This is a genomic window from Janthinobacterium kochi, assembly GCF_051380715.1.
GTDB lineage: Bacteria > Pseudomonadota > Gammaproteobacteria > Burkholderiales > Burkholderiaceae_D > Janthinobacterium.
This window is the reverse complement of record NZ_JBNYXO010000004.1, coordinates 110,301-128,661: the sequence shown is the minus strand read 5'-3', so window position 1 is coordinate 128,661 and position 18,361 is coordinate 110,301. Positions and strand designations below refer to the sequence as shown.

The window sequence follows — 18,361 nt, the reverse complement described above, 5'->3', positions numbered from 1 at the left end:
GAACTTCCTCGTTTAGTTTGGCTTGCGCACGTGCTGGTGCAACAGGTGCAACGCGTCCTCGCCGGCGGCGATGCGCTCCTCCCAGTGCGGCACCACACCGGGCAACTTGTCCTCGTCGCGCCGGTCGTGCGCCTTGAGCGGAGCGATGGAGGCGGCCTGCCCGGCCACCTTGGAGAGTACCTTCAGCAGCACCGGCGTGACGCCGGTGCGCGGCTGCTGGAGCTGGTCGGCCAGGCCGTGCAGGTGGTCCGAGGCGACGGCGGACAGGTTCGCCTGGTAGCTGTTGATGCGCCACTGGAACAGCGAACCGGCGAAGGCCGCGTCTGACAAGCCGAGCAACTGGCCTATTTGCCAGGCGCTGGCGTAAGACATGTTGAACAAGCCGTTGGCCGGGTCGTAGCGGATCGCGCGGTCGCTGAAGAAATACGGCCCCAGCGGGTCGACCGTGGTGGGCACCGGCGTCAGCGGGCCGCGGTACCAGGAGGTCGTCACTTCTCCGCTGCGGGTCACGTTTTGCAGCGGAATGTAGCCGATCTGGAGTGCCTCCCTGGCCGTTTTCTCGGCCCCGCTCAAGACGGCGGGGAACGGTCTGTGGGTCGGCTGCATCAGGTCGACCCCGCCCTGCCCGCACAGGTTCTGCATGTAGTCGAGAAAGCTGCCGCGCGCGCCGGCGGCGGTGAACTTCCAGGTCGCCAGGCAAACCAGGCGGATCGTCGTGTATTGGGCCGCGATGGCCGGGCCGCCGTGCAGATGGTCTTGCTGGCCTTCGAGCGAGACCAGGAAACAGCTGTTGTCGCAGCCGCTCTTGGGCAGGCGGTTGCCGACCGCGACCGAGAACCAGCCGTCCTCGACCATGCCCAGCACCTCTTTCTGGTCGGTGTTGACTTCGCGCACGTGGGCCAGCAGCGGCAGTTCGGCCAGCGACGGCGCGAGCGCGAGGAAGGCGGCCAGATCGAGGTCAATGGCCAGCAGTTGCGAGGCCAGTTCGCCGGCACTGAGGGTGCCCGCGTCGATCAGGCTCGGCCCCAGGATGGACGGGTCGCCCGGGTCGATCAGCTGCGCCACCGTGATCACCTTCGGGGTGGCGCCTTTGAGCTCGTCCGGATACAGCGTCAGCAGGCCGATCCAGGGCGGCGTGGTGCCGTCGTTGTCGCCCGCGTTGTTGGTGTTGCCGTCGATCGACCTGACCCACGGCAAGGTGCGGGTGCGCAGCACCACGTGTGGCAGGGATTCTTCGTAGTTGCCGACCATATTGGCCGGCGGATAGACCAGTTGCAAGTCCTGGGACGGCAGCTGGAAGCGCGGCCCGCTCACCAGGAACGGGGTTTGCACGCCGAAACTGTTGCCTGTCACATCGGCCTTGAGCCCGTCGACCGTCTGCTGCGCCTGCAAGCAGTAGGAACCGGCCTGGAGCGGGGGTTCGGCGGCGCAATAGAAGCGGATCTGTCCCGCTGCGAGCGGCACGTCCTCGTCGGCGATGGCGATATCGTTCATGGACTTGTCCTTACGCTATTTGAAGTTGGCAAGACGGCGGCGCGGTATCGAGCGGCGCCCCCGCGGCACACTGCATGAGGCCGCTCAAGCCGCGCGATTTCAGGGTCGCCGCGTCGGCGCAAAAGCCGAACACGCCCTGCACGCTGGCCGACGCCGACGAGCGGTAACAGGCGGTGTCGCGCCCGTGCACCAGCAACGCCAGGTCAAGCTTGACGTCGAGGCAAGCGGGCACCTGGTATACATAGGCCTGGAGCGCGCCAACCTGGAGAACGAATTGCGGCTCGAGGTCGTCATCCCTGGCATAAGCCGGGTTGGCCGGATCGTCGGTCCAGCGCGCCTGCACGCGCGGCCGGACCGACCCGCCGACCAGCACGGCCACCGTCGACACGTGCTCGAAGAACAGGGTTTCGAGCCACCCCTGCCCCAGGCTGCCGTCGGCCTGGCGCACCTGGTTGCCCTTGAGGACGTCGCTGGCCAGGATCTGGCCGCGCTGCAGTTTTTTCAGCACCGGCGCCGCTTCCGGGCGCAGCAGGCAGCCGTCGGCCTGGAAGTAGTAGTGGTTCAGGCGCGTCCAGTCGCTGTCGTGGTACCAGCCGGCGACACCGTCCGGGCTGGCGTCGGCGGCGATCACCACCAGCTCGCTGGTGGCGGCCGGCAGCTCGTGGTGCGCGCTGCACGCCGGATCGGCGATGCGCAGCTGCAGCGGCTCGTCGTAACGGTTGAAGGCGAGCAGGCGCAGCGCCAGGTTGCCGCGCAGCTGCACGCTGCGCCTGGCGGCGTCGCCGAGGCGGACGATGCTGGTCGCTCCCGGCGCCAACGTCAGATGCAGCTGGCCGGCCACCTTGGCAGCGAACTGGCCGAGGCCGGCCACCCATTTTGCGCGGCTGCGGTAGCGCATCACTTGCAAGGCGGTGGCGCCCTTGCCCAGCGCGTACTGGGGGCCGCCGGCCCGATAGCGCCGGCTGTGGCCGATCACGCGGCTGGCGTTCACGGCGGCGGGCGCTTCCGCGGCCACCCGCGGCGCCGCTTGCGCCATCGCGGTCGGGGCAGTTACCACCGGCGCGAGGTCCATGCCGAGCGGCGCGATGCTGGGCGGCGACTGGAAGATGTTGCCAACGTTGTGTTGCAGCACCGACAAGTTGGGCGCCTCCAGCGCCGGCTGGCCGAACAGGCGCAGCGCGGCCAGGATGTCGTTGCGCAGCAGCTCGACCACCGGGTCCATGATGGTCGAAGCGATCACCCGGGCGCGGTCGGTCTGGAGCGGCGCCGCTTGCGCCGGATAGTTCGGGGTCCAGGCGAACGGCAGCGGCAGCGGGCCCAGGGTGACGAAGGCCAGCGTGGTCAGTGCCATTGGGCCGACCGGCGCATACCGCAACACTTGCGAGCCCTGCAAGCTGGCGCCCAGGATGGTGCCGGGAATCGACTTCGCCTGCGGGATGCCATCCGGATTGAAGGCGTTCTTGGACCACAGCGCTTCGGGCGAGCTGCTTTGCTGCATGCCCACGTCGATCAGGCGCGCGTCCAGGTTGATCGCTTCCCAGGCGTTGTCCTTGACGGACCAGCCCAGCAAGGTCAAGCTCAACGGAGTCGTCACGGTGACCTGCGCCATCGGCTGGATGCCGATGGCCGGACCGCTGAAGCTGGCGGCGGCGCCCGCGAAGCGCAAGGTGGTCGCCGGAACGACGGTGCCGACGGTGAGCGTGAACGGACTCTGGATCACCCAGCCGACATCCGGGTAGTCCTCGATCAGGCCGAGCGTCACTTGCGCCTTGAGCACGGCGTAGGCCTGGGTCAGCGCCGGGGTCGGCGCCTGCTGCGCCAGCGCCATCAGCTTGGCCGGGGCTGCTTTGGCGCCCAGCGGCGACGTGCCGATGCTCAGCGCGGGCAGGAAGCTGAGCTGGAAGGCGGCCCAGTCGAGCGGATTGGTGCCGGGCTGCGCCTGCTTGCTGTCGCCGAACGGTATCGTGAACGAAATCACGTACCAGTCGACCCCGACCTCGCCGGCGATCGGAGGGCCCCACAGGACCAGGCGGGCGCCGATCTGGGCCGTCAGCGACAGCTTGACGCCAGCCACCTCGGTCTCGAATCCGGCACCGACGGTGATGTAGGCGTCGAGCCTGAAATAGAAGGGTTGCCACTGGATCAGGAAATCAACGCCGGCGGCGAACCAGGCGCGCAGCGGGCCGCTTTCGAACAACACTTTCAGGTAGCCGCCGGCCATGATGGCCGACGGAGTCAGCGCGAAATAGGCGCCGCCGTTGATGTTGAGCGAACCGATCGGCATGAGCATCGGCCAGTTGAAGCCCAGGCGCGGCACGGTCGGATAGTTCTCGGGCACGCTGAAGGCCGGGTTGTAGCCGCCCAGGGTGATGACGAAGTCGCCCGCGTAGATGCCGTCGTACCAGACGATGGCCGCGAAGCCGCCCGTCAACTGGCAATCCTTGGACAGCACGAAGGAGTTCGGCGTCAGTTGAGCGCGCACCGACACCACGCCGTCGCTCGGGCGGAACGATACCAGCAAGCCCAGTTCCACGTAGGCGAGCGCGTTGGCCGGCTTGGCCTTGGGCGGGAACGAGGCCGAGCTGATGCCGATCAGGTCGATCGAGAACTCGCGCCCGAACTTGACGATCAACAGCGCGAACGAGTTGAGCATCTGGAAGCTGGTGAACTGGATGCCGCCTGCGGCCCAGTATTGCCCGATTTCAGGATAAACCACCTTGGAGAGCACGCTCAGGGCCGAATCCGGCGTCGCGCCCGAGCCGAACACGCGACTGTCGGTCGCGCCTTGCACCAGCGGGAATTCGGCGATGCCGTCCACGTCCGGGATACGCAGGTTGCGGTTGTAGCCGAAACCGGCGGCCAGGCCGTTGATGAAGAAGGCCGGGGTGGGCCCGAGCGGGATGTTCAGATTGACGAAGATGAACAGCGAGGCGGCCGTCGGGCCGTCCGGCTTGGCCGGGTCGAGCGGCACCAGCGCGTACGAACCGAGCGCCATCAGGCCGAAGGAGCCGGCCTTGACGGTGGCGTAGCCGTCGTAGCTGACCGGGTTGTCCTGCTTGAGGAAGCCGCCGGCGATTTCCACGCCACCGCCGGTGAACTGGATGTCGATCCCGGCCAGGTCCATGGTGTAGGCGCTCGAGTCGAGCGGGGTCTTGACGGGCACGCCGACGGACAGCGAATCGAGGCCGATGAACAGGCCCGCCATGCTGACGTTGCCGTCGAACAGCATGTCGAGCAGATACTTATCCTGTTCCCAGCCGACCCCGATCTGGTTGGCATACAAGGGGCCGAAGCTGCGCTGCACCGGGAACCACACCTGGCTGCCCTGGCTGCCGTCGCCGCTGAACAGCTCGACGTACAAATCGTTGACGTAGGAGGTGCGTACCGAGAAACCCGGATTGGCGACCGGGTTGGCCGACTGCGGCGAGGCCTCGTTGCCGGAGCCGAGCAGGTTTTCCGCCACCGGATTGGCCTTCGGCCCCGGCACGGCCACGTTGGGCGAAAGCGAAATGCCTATATTACTGAGCATCACGCCCCCGCCAAACGACTTGACCCGGTTGGCGGTGTTGGCGAAGTCGAAGGTGATCAAGCCGCGCGGCGCGACCGCGCCCAGGCTGAAGCGGCTCATCAGCACCAGATTCTGGCCTTCCTTGCCGTGGAAATCCATGCCGATGTTGACCAGTTCGAGCAGCAATTTTCTGAATTCCGGCGAGTCCGCGCTGATCGGCACGTACAGCGAGACGCCGCCCTTCAGGTCGGGGTCGCCACCGGCCTTGGCGATCCATTCGGTGTCTTCGTCGCCCAGCTGCAAGGTCACATAGGGCACGGCGGCCAGTTCCAGGCCCGGCACCATCACGCGCAGGCCGAAGTAGTCGCTGCCGACGGTGCGCGGACCGAGCCAGATGCCGCCGGTGCTGCCGATACTGACCAGCTGGAACTGCTCGGCCAGCATGGCGCGCAGGAAACGGGCCAGGAATTGCTCGATGGTCAGGCTTTCCAGTGCGGACAGACTGTTCAGCATGTACAGCTTGTCTTCCTGGATCATCAATTGCGAGGCCAGCAAAATGTTGGCGGCGCTCGGGCCCTTGTCCGACGAGAACAGCGGTTGCGCCATCCACTTGCTGACGGCGGCCTGGTTCAGCACCAGGATCGACAGGTAGCGCGGCACGATGTTGAGCAGGATCGATTCGAGCCAGTCAAGGACATCCTTGCTCCATTGGGAGCGGTCGGGTTGGCCGAAGAAGGTCGGCAGCAATTCGCGATAGTAGCTGCTGTCGGCCAGCGCGGTGCCGGCCGGGTCGACGCCGAGCAGGAATTTGCCGCTGAGCATGTTGAACTGCATCGACAGTTTCGGTCCGCACTCGTCCTGCAGGGGCGCCAGGATGGCCAGCGCGAAGTGCAGCTGCGGCTTGACCGGGCTGACCGGCGTGCCGTCGGCCAGCACCGGAATGCCGATACCGGTGGGCGCAATCTCGAGCACGATGCTGTCGCCGGTGGGCAGGTACAGTTCGACCCACAGGCCGACCTGCAAGGTGCCCGACAGGGTTTGCACGCCCGTCACCAGGGTGACCGGCAGGCTGGCCGATGGCTTGTAGCGCAACAGGCCCGCATCGGTCTCGATGCTGGCGAAATACGGCTTGAGCAGGCCGGCCACGGCTTGCACGGTGGCCGGCGCGTTGGCGCTCGACAGCCGTCCAGACAGCCACGCGAGCGCCGCGCTGCCGACGGCGTCCGCGCCCTCGTCGCTGACCGCGATCAGTTGGTTGACCAGCTGCGCCACCTGCAGCTCGTCCGAGGCGCTGCGCAGGCTGGCCACGAAGGCGCCCGCGCCGCCTGCGGCCAGTTCGTCGAGCAGCACGGTGGTCAGTTGCTTGAGCAAGGCTTGCGCGGCTTGCTGCGCGGCCTCGACCACCAGCGTTTGCCATCCGGGGAACGGCAGTATCTGGAAATTCTGCCCGCTCTCGAGCTGCCTGGCCGACAGGTGGAACACCTTGTCGTAAGCGGCCTGGAGCACCAGCGTAGTGTCGCCCGTGACCTTGCCGCTGAGCGAGACATTGCCGGCCAGGCCGGGTTGGAAGTTCGGGCCCAGCGAGAGCGAGAACGCCAGCGTCAGCAACTCCACGCCGTCGGCCAGCGCCAGCGTCTTGCCAGCCGCAAGGCCGGGCGTGATGATGAATTTCTGCGCGGCGACGTCGGCCACCAGTTCGATTTGCTGGCTGTACGGCAAACCGAAAATGCACAGGCCGCCCGTGATCGGCTTGACGCCGACGCCGTTGGAGGCCTGCGAGGCGACCGTGATGGTGGAGAACACGCGCGCCAGGGCGGCGATGTTGAGGTGACCGTTGGCGCCGAGCACGGCGTCGCCCAGCAGCCAGCCAAGCGGATCGCCGAACAGACCGAGGGGCGACTTGGTGAACCACAGGCCGGTGGCGCTGTCCTGGAATGCCAGCCCGAGCGCCGACATGGCGGTGCGCGCGACCGGGTAGGCGTTGAGCAGCTGGGCGTCGACCACTTGCCCGAAAAAGGTCGAGAGCGCGAAGTTGGGCGCCAGTGCGATGGTTTGCTCGAGGAACACGGCGGCGTCGAAGGGGTACAGGGTCAGCGGCAGCGGCATTGGCTGGGCACCGTCGCCCCAGCACAGTTCGACCGCGAACGCGGCCTTGGACGCTGCGGCGACCGTGACGGCCAGCTTGGAGCGCAGTTCGAGCTGCACTTGCGCGCAGTACAGCCTCAGTTCGGCGCTCAATTCACTGCTGCGCAGGTCGAAACCCATCGCCCCGCTGATCTGCAGGAAGTTGCCCCACATCGGCAGCGCGTCGGCCAGCAGGCTGACCTGGAACAGCGCGCCCTCCGACACCGACAATTGCACCGGTCCCAAGGTCACCGGCTCGATCTGCGAGCACAGTTCGGCGCTCAGCCGGGCCACTCGCAGCGGGTCGGCCATCAGGGCGGCGAAACGGCTTTCCAGCTGCGCGGCCGGATTGGCGGCCAGCGCCACCCAGTCGTACAGGCAGGGCGCGAAGCCGCTGTCCTGGTCCTTCACCAGTTGCAGCGCGTGCAGCAGTTGCAGCATTGGCAGCGGCACCGCCGGGATCGTGATGCCGGTGATGGATTCGAGCAGCGCCACCGCCTGGGCCCTGCTGGCGGCATCCTCGAACAGGGCGATGCCGCGTTCGATGAAGTAATTGAGCGGATCGGCCAGCATCGCGGTCCAGCCGGCCGAATCGACGCCGGCCAGCGCGTCGCCCTTGGGCAGCGGGATGACCAGGTTCATCAGGTCCATCACCTGGTAGGCGTTGCTGATGGCGGCGTTGCCCAGCAACGGGGTGACGAACTGGCCCACGCCGATGTTGAGCAGGCCGTAAAACACGGCCACCCATTCGCTGCTCTGGAACGGCAACTGGGCCAGGTCGTAGACCAGCGTGTCGGCCCCGCTTTGCATGGTCAGCACCACTTGCGGCTGCAGCACGAGGCTGCCCTGGTCGAGCGCCATGTCGATCCCGAGCCGCATCGACACGAGCGTCTTGATGGTGCCGTCGGTGCTCGGCACCACGACCGGCGCCTGCGGCGTGAGCAGGGTCTGCAGGCGCAAGCCTGGCAGGTAGTTGCTCTGCGGCGCGGCGTCCGTCAGGGACACTTCGACGAAGCGCAGCAGCAAGTCGGTGCTGGCGTCGATACCGAGGGCGCTGAAGCTGAAGCGGCGCTGCAAGCCCAGGCCGAGGCTCTGGCCAAGCGCCGAAGTCCACACGGCCAGGTCCAGCTCGCCCGGCAGGTCGACTGCCACCGCGAACGGCGCGGCGTAGCTGCCGCTGCCCGACACCGTCGGGATGGGCGCATCGTCGCTGACGGCCCAGCCCAGCAAGGCCATGGCCGCCTCGGTGTAGTCCGCCTGCGCCAGCAGCGCCGAGACTTGGCACTTGACGTCGCCGACCGGGTCGGTGAAGCCGTCCGGCTTCATCACCGGCATCGTGGCCGGCCAGTTCAGGCCGGCGGGCACGAAGGGGCCCAGGTTCGGCAGCAAGCCGAGCAAGGCATTCAGCGCGAGGCCGGGACGGTTGCCAGTGCGGTACACGGCCACGCCGGACAGGGCGGTGACGATGGGCGCGAAGGTCTGTCCCTGCCTGGTGACGAGTTCATCGAGCGAATCGGCATCCGAGAACACCATGTCTTGCCCGACCGGCATCGAGGTGCCGTCGACGATGATGGCCGGCTGGCCGACCGCGACGTTCCAGTGCCAGCTGTCGTAGGGCGACCAGCTGCCGGTGAAGGAGGCGCCGTCGACGCTGACGGCGGCGCCGGCGACGGCCGGCGTGACGAGGGTTTGCGACAGTGCGATGCGCGCGGCGATGCCCGGGAATAGGCACGCCTGCACCGGCGCGCCGTTACCGAACTGCATGCTCAGCGCATACACGTCGATGCCGATGTCCAGCGTTTGCAGGCTGGCGTAACTGATGTCCGGGCTCAGTTGCAGGCCCATGGTGAGGCGGTTGGCGCCGCCGGTCTGGGTTTCCACATAGGCCAGCAGGGAGGCCGGCAGGCTGGCGTCCGTTAGCGAAAACAGCCACGGGTCGGCCGCCTGTCCCTTGCCGGTCACGCTGGCCTTGACGCCGGCCTGGTCGAACAAGGCGCCGGCCGCCTGCAGCAGCCAGTACACGGGCAACTGCCCATCGACCAGGGTGCCGCCTTGCAGCAGCGCGCTGTAATACGTGCTGAACGCGGCCACCGGGTTCTGGAACGACGTGACCATTTGCGCGGCGCTGAATGGCGGCGCCAAAGCGGCCGGCCAGCTCACACCCGCGCCCAGGTCCGGCGCAATCACGCCGAGCAGGATGGCGGCCTGGTGCCCATAGGCGGATCCGGCGGCCAGGCCGAACACGCCCTGCAGGGCAGCGTCGACCAGGGTGTACAACTCCGTGATCGCCTGCTCGACCAGGGTACCCGGCTGTGTCAGGTCGATCTGCGCGTACTGCCCATTCGGCGTGGATACATTGACCAGCTGGAACGCGGGCACCACCTTCATCGCCGCGGTGCTGCTTTGCAAGACCGAGACCCCGCCGGCCAGGCTGCCGAAGCTGTACTGTTCGCCGCCCACGCTGCCGGCGAACAGCGGCTTGCCGGTGTCGGTGTTGGTCAGCGCAATGCCGACATTGAGGTTGAGGAAACTGGTGCTCACGCCGAGCTGGCCGGTGGTGGCCAGCGAGAACTGGGCCAGGTCGAGCTGGGCCTGGACCAGGACTTGCGCCGGGGCCGTCCCCAGTTGCTGGCCCTTGCCGCGGAAATTGAGGCCCGGCAGCAGGTAACGGATGCCGAGGGCGTCGACCTGGGTGACCATGGTCAGCGCCAGAGCGCCGTAGGCCGGGTCGCTCAGCAACGGCACCATGAACGGCGCGGCCACGCTGCCGTCGCCGGCCACCTCGGGCGCGGCCACGCCGAGCAAGGCGCCGATCGCGCCCATCCAGGCCGGGAACGCGGCCTCGTCGGCCAACAAGCTGTTGAACCAGGCGACGAAGGGCGCGCCCAGCGAAGCGCCCGCGTTCGCTTGCGACAGCAGCGTATCCCAGCGCAGCAGCGGCAGGCGTACCGCCGAACCGGGGACGATGGGCGACAGGCCCAGGATCGGCAACAGGTTGCTGGCGCGGTTGTCCTGGCCGAGCACCTGCTGCAAGGCCGACACGAACAGGGTCGACACCGTGCTCAGCCATTCCTGCGGCGTGATCTGGGCGATCTGGCTCAGGTTGCGGTCGGCCGGTAGCAGTTCGGTCGGCAATTGCAGTTGCATCACCACCACCGACAGGTCGACCGAAGGCGCGCCCAGGTCGATCTGGGCGCTGAACTTGACGCCGTTGAACGACAGACCGTTGCTGCTGATGATATGTTGACCGCCCGCAGCGGCGAACTGCACGCCCATGTTAAGCGGGAAGTCGCTGCTCCCCAGCACCATGTTCATGCCGCCCTGCCCGATTTTCAACACCGGCAGCAAGCCCCAGGCGCTGACCTCGATGTCGCTGATACCGTCGGCCACGCCCTGGGCCGCGAAATTCCACTGGTGCAGCACGCCGATGCCGAAAACCTGGTCGCTGTTGACGAGGTCCGGATCGACTGCGTAATTGACGAGGTAAAAACCGGTCGCCGTCAGGCTGCCCGGATACGGGATCGGATTCCACACGCCCATGCTGCCCAGGTCCTGGGCCGGCAAGCCGAGCGCGCTTGCCGAGACTTCGCCGAGCAACTCGGCGAACAGTGCGGCGATCATCGCGCCGTTGGTCGACAGATTGTCCCCGGTCAAATTCATGGGGTTCTGGAACCAGTCCGGATTGAGCTCGTAGCTGTTGGCCTGGCCCTGGACCGCACGCAGAATGCCGATCGCGATGCCCAGCTTGAGCAAGGTGGGTGCCAGCTGCGAGGCGTCGAAGGTGCTTGGGCTACCCACGATGGACCTCACAAGAGAACGTGTTGATGAACATCATTTACTCCCGTTGCATGAGCTTCAAGGACTGTTTCCGTCAAACCAACTTCACTTCCACCACCCCGGACGTGCCGGCCGAACCGGGATTGCCGGGCAGACCGGGCTGGCCGAAGGCCCCGTCCGGGTGGCCCCGCCCGGGAATGCCGGGCGCGCCGCCGGCGCCGGCCGCGCTGCCCGGTATCTGGCCGGCACGGGTGGTGAAGCTCGCGCCTGCATCGATCGCCTCGATCCAGACCCGCATGCACCCGCCGTTGCCGCCGGACCCGGCATGGCCGCCTGGACCGCCGGCAGCGCCAGCGCCGCCCGCCGCCATCTTCCTGGTGGCAGGATCGATCCCGCCCATGCCGCCCTGGCCGCCCTTGCCGCCGGCGCCGCCATCGCCGCCCTTGCCCGCGCTTACTTCGAACAGCGTGTCGCCGCCCAGGCGCGCGATGGTGATGAGCGCGTCGGGGCTGTCGAAGCCGCGGCTGCCGTTCGAGCCGGCCCCGCCAAAGGTGCCGGGGCCGCCCGGCGTATTGCTGTCAACGCCGTTTGCACCCGTTGCACCCCGCACTCCGGGCAAGCCGGCCTGGCCGTCGGGGGCGCTCAGCAAGACCACCCTGGTCCCGCCCGGCGCCGCGCCGGGGCACCATTGATCGACCACGAGGTCGGTGTTGGCCGTCAAGACCAGGCACGCGTCGTCCGCCATCGACAGCGATGCGAGCACCAGGACCACGCGCTGCTCGGCCTTGGCGCTCACCAGCAAGCGTTGCCCCGGCCCGAGGGTGAGCTCGCTCAACGCGAACACGGCCGCCTGCCTGGGGCCGACCCGTTGGGGCGCCAGGTCGGACTGCTCGGGGTCCCCGCTCAGGACCAGGCCGGCATGCACCGGCCCGGCCAGCGCGGTCGGATCGACCCCGTAGTACTCCAGCTGGCGCAGAAAATACGGCGACATCGCGCGTCGCGTCACAGCGTCCATCGTTCAGCTCCCTGGATTGAGAAGGTCGATATAGTTGTACAAGCCGTGGAAGGTGCTGCCGTTGTAGCTGTCGAAATCGCCTCCCGACAACTGCACCGGCGTGCCCAAGGTTTGCAGTGAGCTGAGCAGTTGCAAGCCGGGCATGATGTCGAGCGTTCTGGCTACCTGGAAATTGCAACTGCCCAGGCGGCTCGAGCCGTAGCTGCGCGCGAACGTGAGATCGGCCGCCGGTTCAGTGCCGAAGGTGTAGACCGACGCCACCGTGCGATTGCCGGCCAGCGGATTGGCCAGGATGTCGACCGCCATCAGGTTGGCCAGAGCGCCGCCGCAATCGTGCCCGGTCAAGATCACAGGCTTGTTGCTCAGCACGTTGAGCGCGGCGCGCAGGCAGTCGCGGCCGCTGGCATACAGGTCGACCAGGGGCTGGGCATATTTCCCGTAATTACCGCTGAGCCAGGCTGGCGAGGACGGGACGGCGTTGCTCACGAGGGTGATCAGTTCGAGCCACGTGAAAGTGCCGCGCAGCGCGATGACGAGCGTGTCGGGCCCCTCGAACAGGGTGGCCCAGACCGTCGCGCCGAAGCTCAGGTTTTGCTGCAGCACGTAGGGGCTGTAAGTGAAGGCCAGGGTGCTGCCCGGATGCTGGGCCATCTGGTAGGGGATGGCCGACAGCTTGGCCATCGCGAAGGCGAGCAGCGGATCGAATCCGGGCACCACGGCCGTTGTGCCCGCGCCGTCATTGAAGGGGGCCACCCCGGTCAGCAATTGCTGGTAGTACGGACCGTCGCGCTCGACCCAGGGCGAATCGTAGGTCGGGATCGCCATGGCCAGGTTGTGCTGCGCGCCGGCCTGGACGTAGCCGCTGGCCGGCAGCGGCTGCGACGCGAACAGGTCGGCCGGCGCCTGCACCCGGTAGGCCGCCGGCACCATGCTGGCGAACGAGGTGGCGAAGGCGGTGTCGACGAAGGGCGGACAGGAATACACGTAGGACTGCAAGCTGGTCACCGGCGACGGCGACAGGGTCTTGTTGGGCCGCAGGTCGAGCGACGCTAGTTGCGCCACTGGCGCGCCCGGCCCGAGGCCGACCACCACCAGCGGCAAGTTGCTGGTGAAGGCGGGAATGGTGCGCTGGATCTTGGCCAGGTCGGCCCATAGAGAGCTGCGGATGGACTGGTACATGGTTTCGAAGCCGCCGTCGGCCGAGATCGCCGCGGTGGTGCCGACAACGCTGCTCGGCACCAGGAACAAATAATGGTTGTCGGGCGTGTAGAACGCGATGAAATCGCTCCACAGCGCGCCGAGCACCAGCACGCACATGGTTGGCGAGGAAGCTGGGCTGACCGCCAGGAAGTACTGGCAACTGCCCATCGAGGCGGACCCGGTGTGGCTGTATGCCAGGCCCCAGTCGGACGGCAGGTACAGGTTCGCCAGCGACGCGTTGGCCAGCGTGGCCAGCGGCACCAATTTGGCCGCCAGCGCGGCGTCGTAGGTCCCGGTGGTGGCGGCGGCCATCATCCCGCCACCGCCGCTTGACTCTGCAGGATGCACACCTCGCCGGTGGCGCCGGCCGAGCCGGGGCTGCCGGCCGTGCCGACCGCTCCGGCGCTGCCGCTGGCCGCGTTGCTCGGCTCGCTGCTGCTCGAGGCGACTTCGTTGGCGCCGCCCGCGCCGCCGGCACCGCCCAGGCCGCCCGGTCCGCCGGGACCGGCCCTCCCGCCGGTCGATATCGCCAGGATCGGTGTGCTCATGGTGGTGTAGGTGACAGTGACGCCACCACCGCTGCCGCCGGACCCGGCATTGCCGCCGATGCCGCCATTGCCGCCGGTTCCGCCGATGCCGCCGGCCGCCGTGCTGCACTCGGGCGACTTGCTGCCGTACGCCTCCAGGCAACTCGTTTCGGCCGAAGCCGTCATTTGCCCGGCCGCGCCGCCGAGCCCGCCGAGCCCGCCCGCGCCGCCAGCGCCGCCAGCGGCGCCGGCACCGCCGGTCGAGGCGATCGTCAGCAAGCCCTCGACGCTGCCGACGACCAGCGTGAAGGTGGGAGCCGGCCAGCCCGGCCCGCCGGGCGAACCATTATTACCGAAGCCGCCAGGTCCGCCAGCGCTCCCGTTGCTCGAACAGTTGCAGCATTTTCCAGACGTCAAGCTGCCCGCCGCGCCTGCGGCCCCCGCCGTGCCGGTAGCGCCGCCGGCGGCGGCCGGGACCGGGTTCGCGTCCAGGCCGACCAGGCGTATCACTGCATCGCTGCTATCAAAAGTAGTCATCTCTTCTCCCCTTCAAGACCCCGCGCTGGCCTGCACGGGGAGGTCACCCACACTACCGAAGCTGCCCTTACGCCGGTTGCAAACGCGTCGTGAGCGTGCCCGGAGAACCGGTGATGCCGGGCGCGCCGGCCGTGCCGGGGGTCCCGGCCGTGCCGCCGCCGGTGCCGCCGGTGCCGGCCGCGCCGCCGGCGCCCGCCGCGCCGCCCGAGCCGGCGGCGATCGACGAGGTGTCGATCGAAAACGTGGTGTCGGAGGTGATCGAGGTGTAATAGATCGTCACGTTCGGCCCGTTGGCGCCGTTGCCGCCGTTGCCGCCGTTGCCGCCATTGGCGCCATTGCCGGACGGGGTGCCGGCATATGAGTTATTGCACGGCGAAGCCGCCGCCCCAGCCGCGTTGCCGCCATTGCCGCCGGAGCCGCCGGCCATCCCGGCGCCGCCGTTGCCGCCCACGCCGCCGACGTAGGTCACCTGGATCGGGCCGGAGATCGCGCCCAACGAAAACACCGAGTTGCCGGAAATGGAACCGTCTGCGCCCCGGGTGCCGGAGCTGCCCGCAGTGCCGTTGCCGCTGGCCGTGGCGGCCACCGGCGAAGGATTGTTGCAATCGCAGTTATTGCTGCTCGGCGAACCTTGTTTGGCATTGCCGCCGTTGCCGCCGTTGGTGCCAGCCGTGCCGTCGGTGCCGTTGCTGCCGTTGGCGCCCTTGAAGTTAATGGTCGGAACGACGCTGGCGGTGGCCGTGCCGTCCGCGTTAGCGCGCATCGCGGTCTGGCCGTTGAATACCTGCGAATCCATCTGGGCGGCGGTGAGGACCTGGATGCTGCCGCCCGGCTCGACCGTCACGACGCCGAAATTGTACAAACCGATCTGGTCGGAATTGAGCACCAGCGGATTGGCGGCGGTGATCGTGATGTCCTGGGCCGCGTAGACCGCCAGCGACATCGGGAAATGGATCGCGTTGATGATCGGCTCGTAATCCTTCACCTTGTTCGAATTGCCCACCAGGTAGGCGTGCAAGGCTTGCACCACCGTCTCCTTCTGGGCCTCGGTCATAAAGTTCTCGATCAAAGTGAGGTCGCTCCCGTAGGACGACAGCAGCGGCAGTTCCAAATCCGCGACCGGCTGGGGATACTTGACGTGGGCATCGCTTTCCAGCCCGCGCACATAATCCTCGTCATTGCAGGCGCTCAGGGCCTTCAATTGCGCCACATTGTCGAGCTTGAGGATGTTCGCGGGAGGAAAAGTCGAATTGGCGCCGGGATGCCCGCAGTGCAAGCCGCCCTCGGCTCCGGCGGTCGTCACGCTGCCCTGGATCTTGCTCGGGTCCACGCCGAGCTGGGCGCAGCGCGCATTGAATTTCGCCACTTGCTCGCTGCTCAGATCTTTAAACTGTTTTGCCATCGTCTCACTCCTTCAGATTGGATAAAAATCCGTCAAGTCATCAACCATATTATGGGAATGGAGCCATTCGTTAATATTCGCGATCTCGACACGAAACATCAACTGCTGTTGATATTAAAAATATAACGTTATAATTACGATATTCTCGGTGACGAGATCAGGAAACGATCGTCATGGTTTGCACATTCATTTGTAATGTGGACTGCGCTTCGATATAGCCGCCCGGCTGCACCGTGACCGTCCCGAATATCAGGCTGGTGGGCGAAGTCGAATAGGCGACCAGCAATGGATTGGCTGCCGTGATCTCCAGGTCGGCAACTGCGTAGACAGCCATTTGCAGCGGAAAGTGCAGCTTGTTGATGTAGTCCTCATAGTCCGCGACCCGGCTTGAATCACCCAGCAGGTAGGCGTTCATGGCGTCGGAAACGGCCTGGAATTGCGGGCGCGTGAGGCTATTGCGCAGCTTGACGGTCTGCCCCTCAAATGCGGCCAGGTCCGGCATCGCCATCTCGGCCAGCGGCGTGGGATAGCGGACCGCAGCCGCACCGGTAGCGCCGAGGACATCGTCCGCGCCTTCACCGCGGCCCAGGGCTTTCAACTGCTTTACGCTGTCGACCTGGACGATATTATCGGGCGGGAAAGCGGAACTGGCCGCCGGATGGCCGCACAATACGCCCTTGCCCATATTATCGGTTGATAATGTCGCCCGAACGGTATTTGGATCGATGCCGTGGCGCCGGCATGTGGCCTTGAATTGCTCTTGTTGATTACAGGACAAGTCATTAAACAGTATTGTCATCATCGCACCCTTCAAAAATGAACTGGGAAAATCCCTGCTGGAAGTGCGTGAAACTGTCGAATGACCGTGAATAAAGCACTTCGCTCATTTCCGCCATGCCAATGGACAATATAATGATAAAAAAATGCCAAAAACACTCGCATTGTCACAATTGCAAATATATTTTTAAACCATCCCGACGCGGCGCAGTTGGCGCATGGATGAGACCGACATCAAGGTCCAGGACATCTGGAAATATCGTTACCGCGCCATCGACAAGCGGGGCAAGACAGTCGATTTCCTGCTGACGGCGAAGCGCGACATGGCTGGCGCGAAGCGCTTCTTCAAAAGGCGATAGCATCGAACGGCGATCCGGACAAGATCACGATGGACAAGAATGGCGCGAACAAGGCCGCCATCGATACGATCAATGCCGGCCGCGACGTGTCGATCCTGGTGCGCCGGGTTCAGGAAAACGACGCCAATTCAAGGATAGGTCGTGTCCGGTTATACAGGGGGCAAGATCAGCATTGGCGTCAGCCGCCGCCGCGCTGGTCCGCCGGGGCAGGCATCCACCGTCATGGAGAGCGATTACCCTGCGTCGCGGGGCGCCGGTTTTTTTGTTTCGATCGGGATAAACAAACGTGTCGCACCACGTTGTATCAACAGCGCCACCGCACCGTCTCCCTCGCCCACTTCCGCAGCGAGCTCCTCGATCGTTCCCACGGTTCGACCGTTCACCGCCAGTATCACATCCGCAGCTTTTACGCCGGCGCGCAAGGCCGCGGCGTTCAGCCGTTGCACCAGCAAGCCACCGTCTATGCGCAACACCAATTGTTCCTGCGGCAGCAACGGCCGGACGACCAGTCCCAACGGCGCCTGCATGTCAGGCCTGGCCGCCGGCGGGCGCGATGCGTCTGCGCGATCGGGCATCACGATCAGCGTCAGCGCCGCGCGATCACGCCAGACTGTCAACGCCACTTCTTCTCCCGGCACGGCATCGGCAATGAATATCAAGGCGTCGGCCGACTGGATCACGTCGTGCTGATTGACGCGCAAGATGACGTCGCCTGATTTCACACCGGCGCGGTCCGCCGCAGCGCCCCGCTCCACAAAACCGACCAGCGCGCCAGCCGGACGCGACAAGTGAAACGATTCCGCCAAGGCCTGATTCACTTCCTGGACCGTCATGCCCAGTCGGCCTCGCGTTACGGCGCCGGTGGTTTGCAACTGCTCCTTGATCCGCATTGCCGCGTCGATGGGAATCGCAAACGATAGTCCCTGATAGCCGCCGCTATTGCTGTAAATACGCGAATTGATGCCGATGACTTCGCCGCGCCGGTTGAACAACGGTCCGCCTGAATTGCCAGGATTGACTGGCACGTCAGTTTGCAGGAATGGCGTGTAATCGGCGCCAGGCAAAATCCGCCGTGTGGCACTGATGATGCCGGCCGTGGCGGAATTGCTGAAACCAAAAGGAGAGCCTATCGCCAAGACCCAATCACCGACATCCACTATACTCGGATCGCCGATACGGACCGTAGGCAAGCCGCGCGCGTCGATCTTCAGCAAGGCCACGTCGGCGACGCGATCCGTCCCTATCAGGCGCGCCTTGAATTCACGCCGGTCGGTTAGCTTGACGCTGATCTGGCTACCGCGTGCCACCACATGGGCATTGGTCAGGATATAGCCATCCTCGCTGACGATGAAGCCGGAGCCCAGACTGTCTTCCTGCACGCCATTTTGCACCGGGGCCGCACTGTCGGCACGTTGCGGCGCCGGGTCGCGGACAACGCCGACATTGACGACTGCCGGCCCATATTTTTTGGCCAGCGCGGAAAAATCGGGGGCATTCCACGACCAGGAACTTTGCATGGAACCGCAGGCACCGAGCGTCATGGAAAGTAGCAAAGTCAATGCCATCGCCAGCATCTTGCTGTATCGAAACTTCATGCCATCCTGCGTGACGTGCGGCATTGCCGTTACCTCCAGGTTTTTC

At 66.2% G+C, this 18,361-nt stretch carries 8 protein-coding genes and 1 pseudogene; 1 reads left to right on the top strand and 8 read right to left on the bottom strand.

From position 1 onward, the window contains the following. Positions 1-12: 12 nt before the first annotated feature. The 7 genes from ACQ4WL_RS10920 to ACQ4WL_RS10890 form a co-directional block, all read right to left on the bottom strand. Positions 13-1,353, bottom strand: coding sequence for a hypothetical protein (locus ACQ4WL_RS10920; protein WP_436509746.1), 1,341 nt, complete (start codon positions 1,351-1,353; stop codon positions 13-15). A 151-nt stretch (positions 1,354-1,504) separates the two neighbouring features. Next, entirely contained in the window at positions 1,505-10,924 is a 9,420-nt protein-coding gene (locus tag ACQ4WL_RS10915; RefSeq protein ID WP_436509745.1) for a DUF6603 domain-containing protein, read from the bottom strand. Positions 10,925-10,997: 73 nt separating this feature from the next. Further along, positions 10,998-11,918: a hypothetical protein gene (locus ACQ4WL_RS10910; RefSeq protein WP_436509744.1), complete on the bottom strand. Its 921-nt coding sequence runs from the start codon at positions 11,916-11,918 to the stop codon at positions 10,998-11,000. A gap of 3 nt (positions 11,919-11,921) precedes the next feature. Next, positions 11,922-13,466: a lipase family protein gene (locus tag ACQ4WL_RS10905; protein WP_436509743.1), complete on the bottom strand. Its 1,545-nt coding sequence runs from the start codon at positions 13,464-13,466 to the stop codon at positions 11,922-11,924. Then, positions 13,430-14,182 carry a hypothetical protein gene (locus tag ACQ4WL_RS10900; RefSeq protein ID WP_436509742.1) on the bottom strand — a complete coding sequence of 251 codons (753 nt, stop codon included), beginning with the start codon at positions 14,180-14,182 and terminating at the stop codon, positions 13,430-13,432. Before ACQ4WL_RS10900 ends, ACQ4WL_RS10905 begins: the two co-directional genes overlap by 37 nt. 67 nt (positions 14,183-14,249) lie before the next feature. Then, complete coding sequence (locus ACQ4WL_RS10895; RefSeq protein ID WP_436509741.1) at positions 14,250-15,584, bottom strand: hypothetical protein; 1,335 nt, start codon at positions 15,582-15,584, stop codon at positions 14,250-14,252. Positions 15,585-15,741: 157 nt separating this feature from the next. Next, positions 15,742-16,398: a hypothetical protein gene (locus tag ACQ4WL_RS10890; RefSeq protein ID WP_436509740.1), complete on the bottom strand. Its 657-nt coding sequence runs from the start codon at positions 16,396-16,398 to the stop codon at positions 15,742-15,744. Positions 16,399-16,570: 172 nt separating this feature from the next. Between ACQ4WL_RS10890 and ACQ4WL_RS10885 the strand changes: the two are divergent. Beyond that, positions 16,571-16,714, top strand: a pseudogene (locus ACQ4WL_RS10885) (DDE-type integrase/transposase/recombinase); the annotation flags it as partial. Positions 16,715-16,953: 239 nt separating this feature from the next. Here the strand turns inward: ACQ4WL_RS10885 and ACQ4WL_RS10880 are convergent. Further along, entirely contained in the window at positions 16,954-18,339 is a 1,386-nt protein-coding gene (locus ACQ4WL_RS10880) for a trypsin-like peptidase domain-containing protein (RefSeq protein ID WP_436509739.1), read from the bottom strand. Positions 18,340-18,361: the final 22 nt, after the last annotated feature.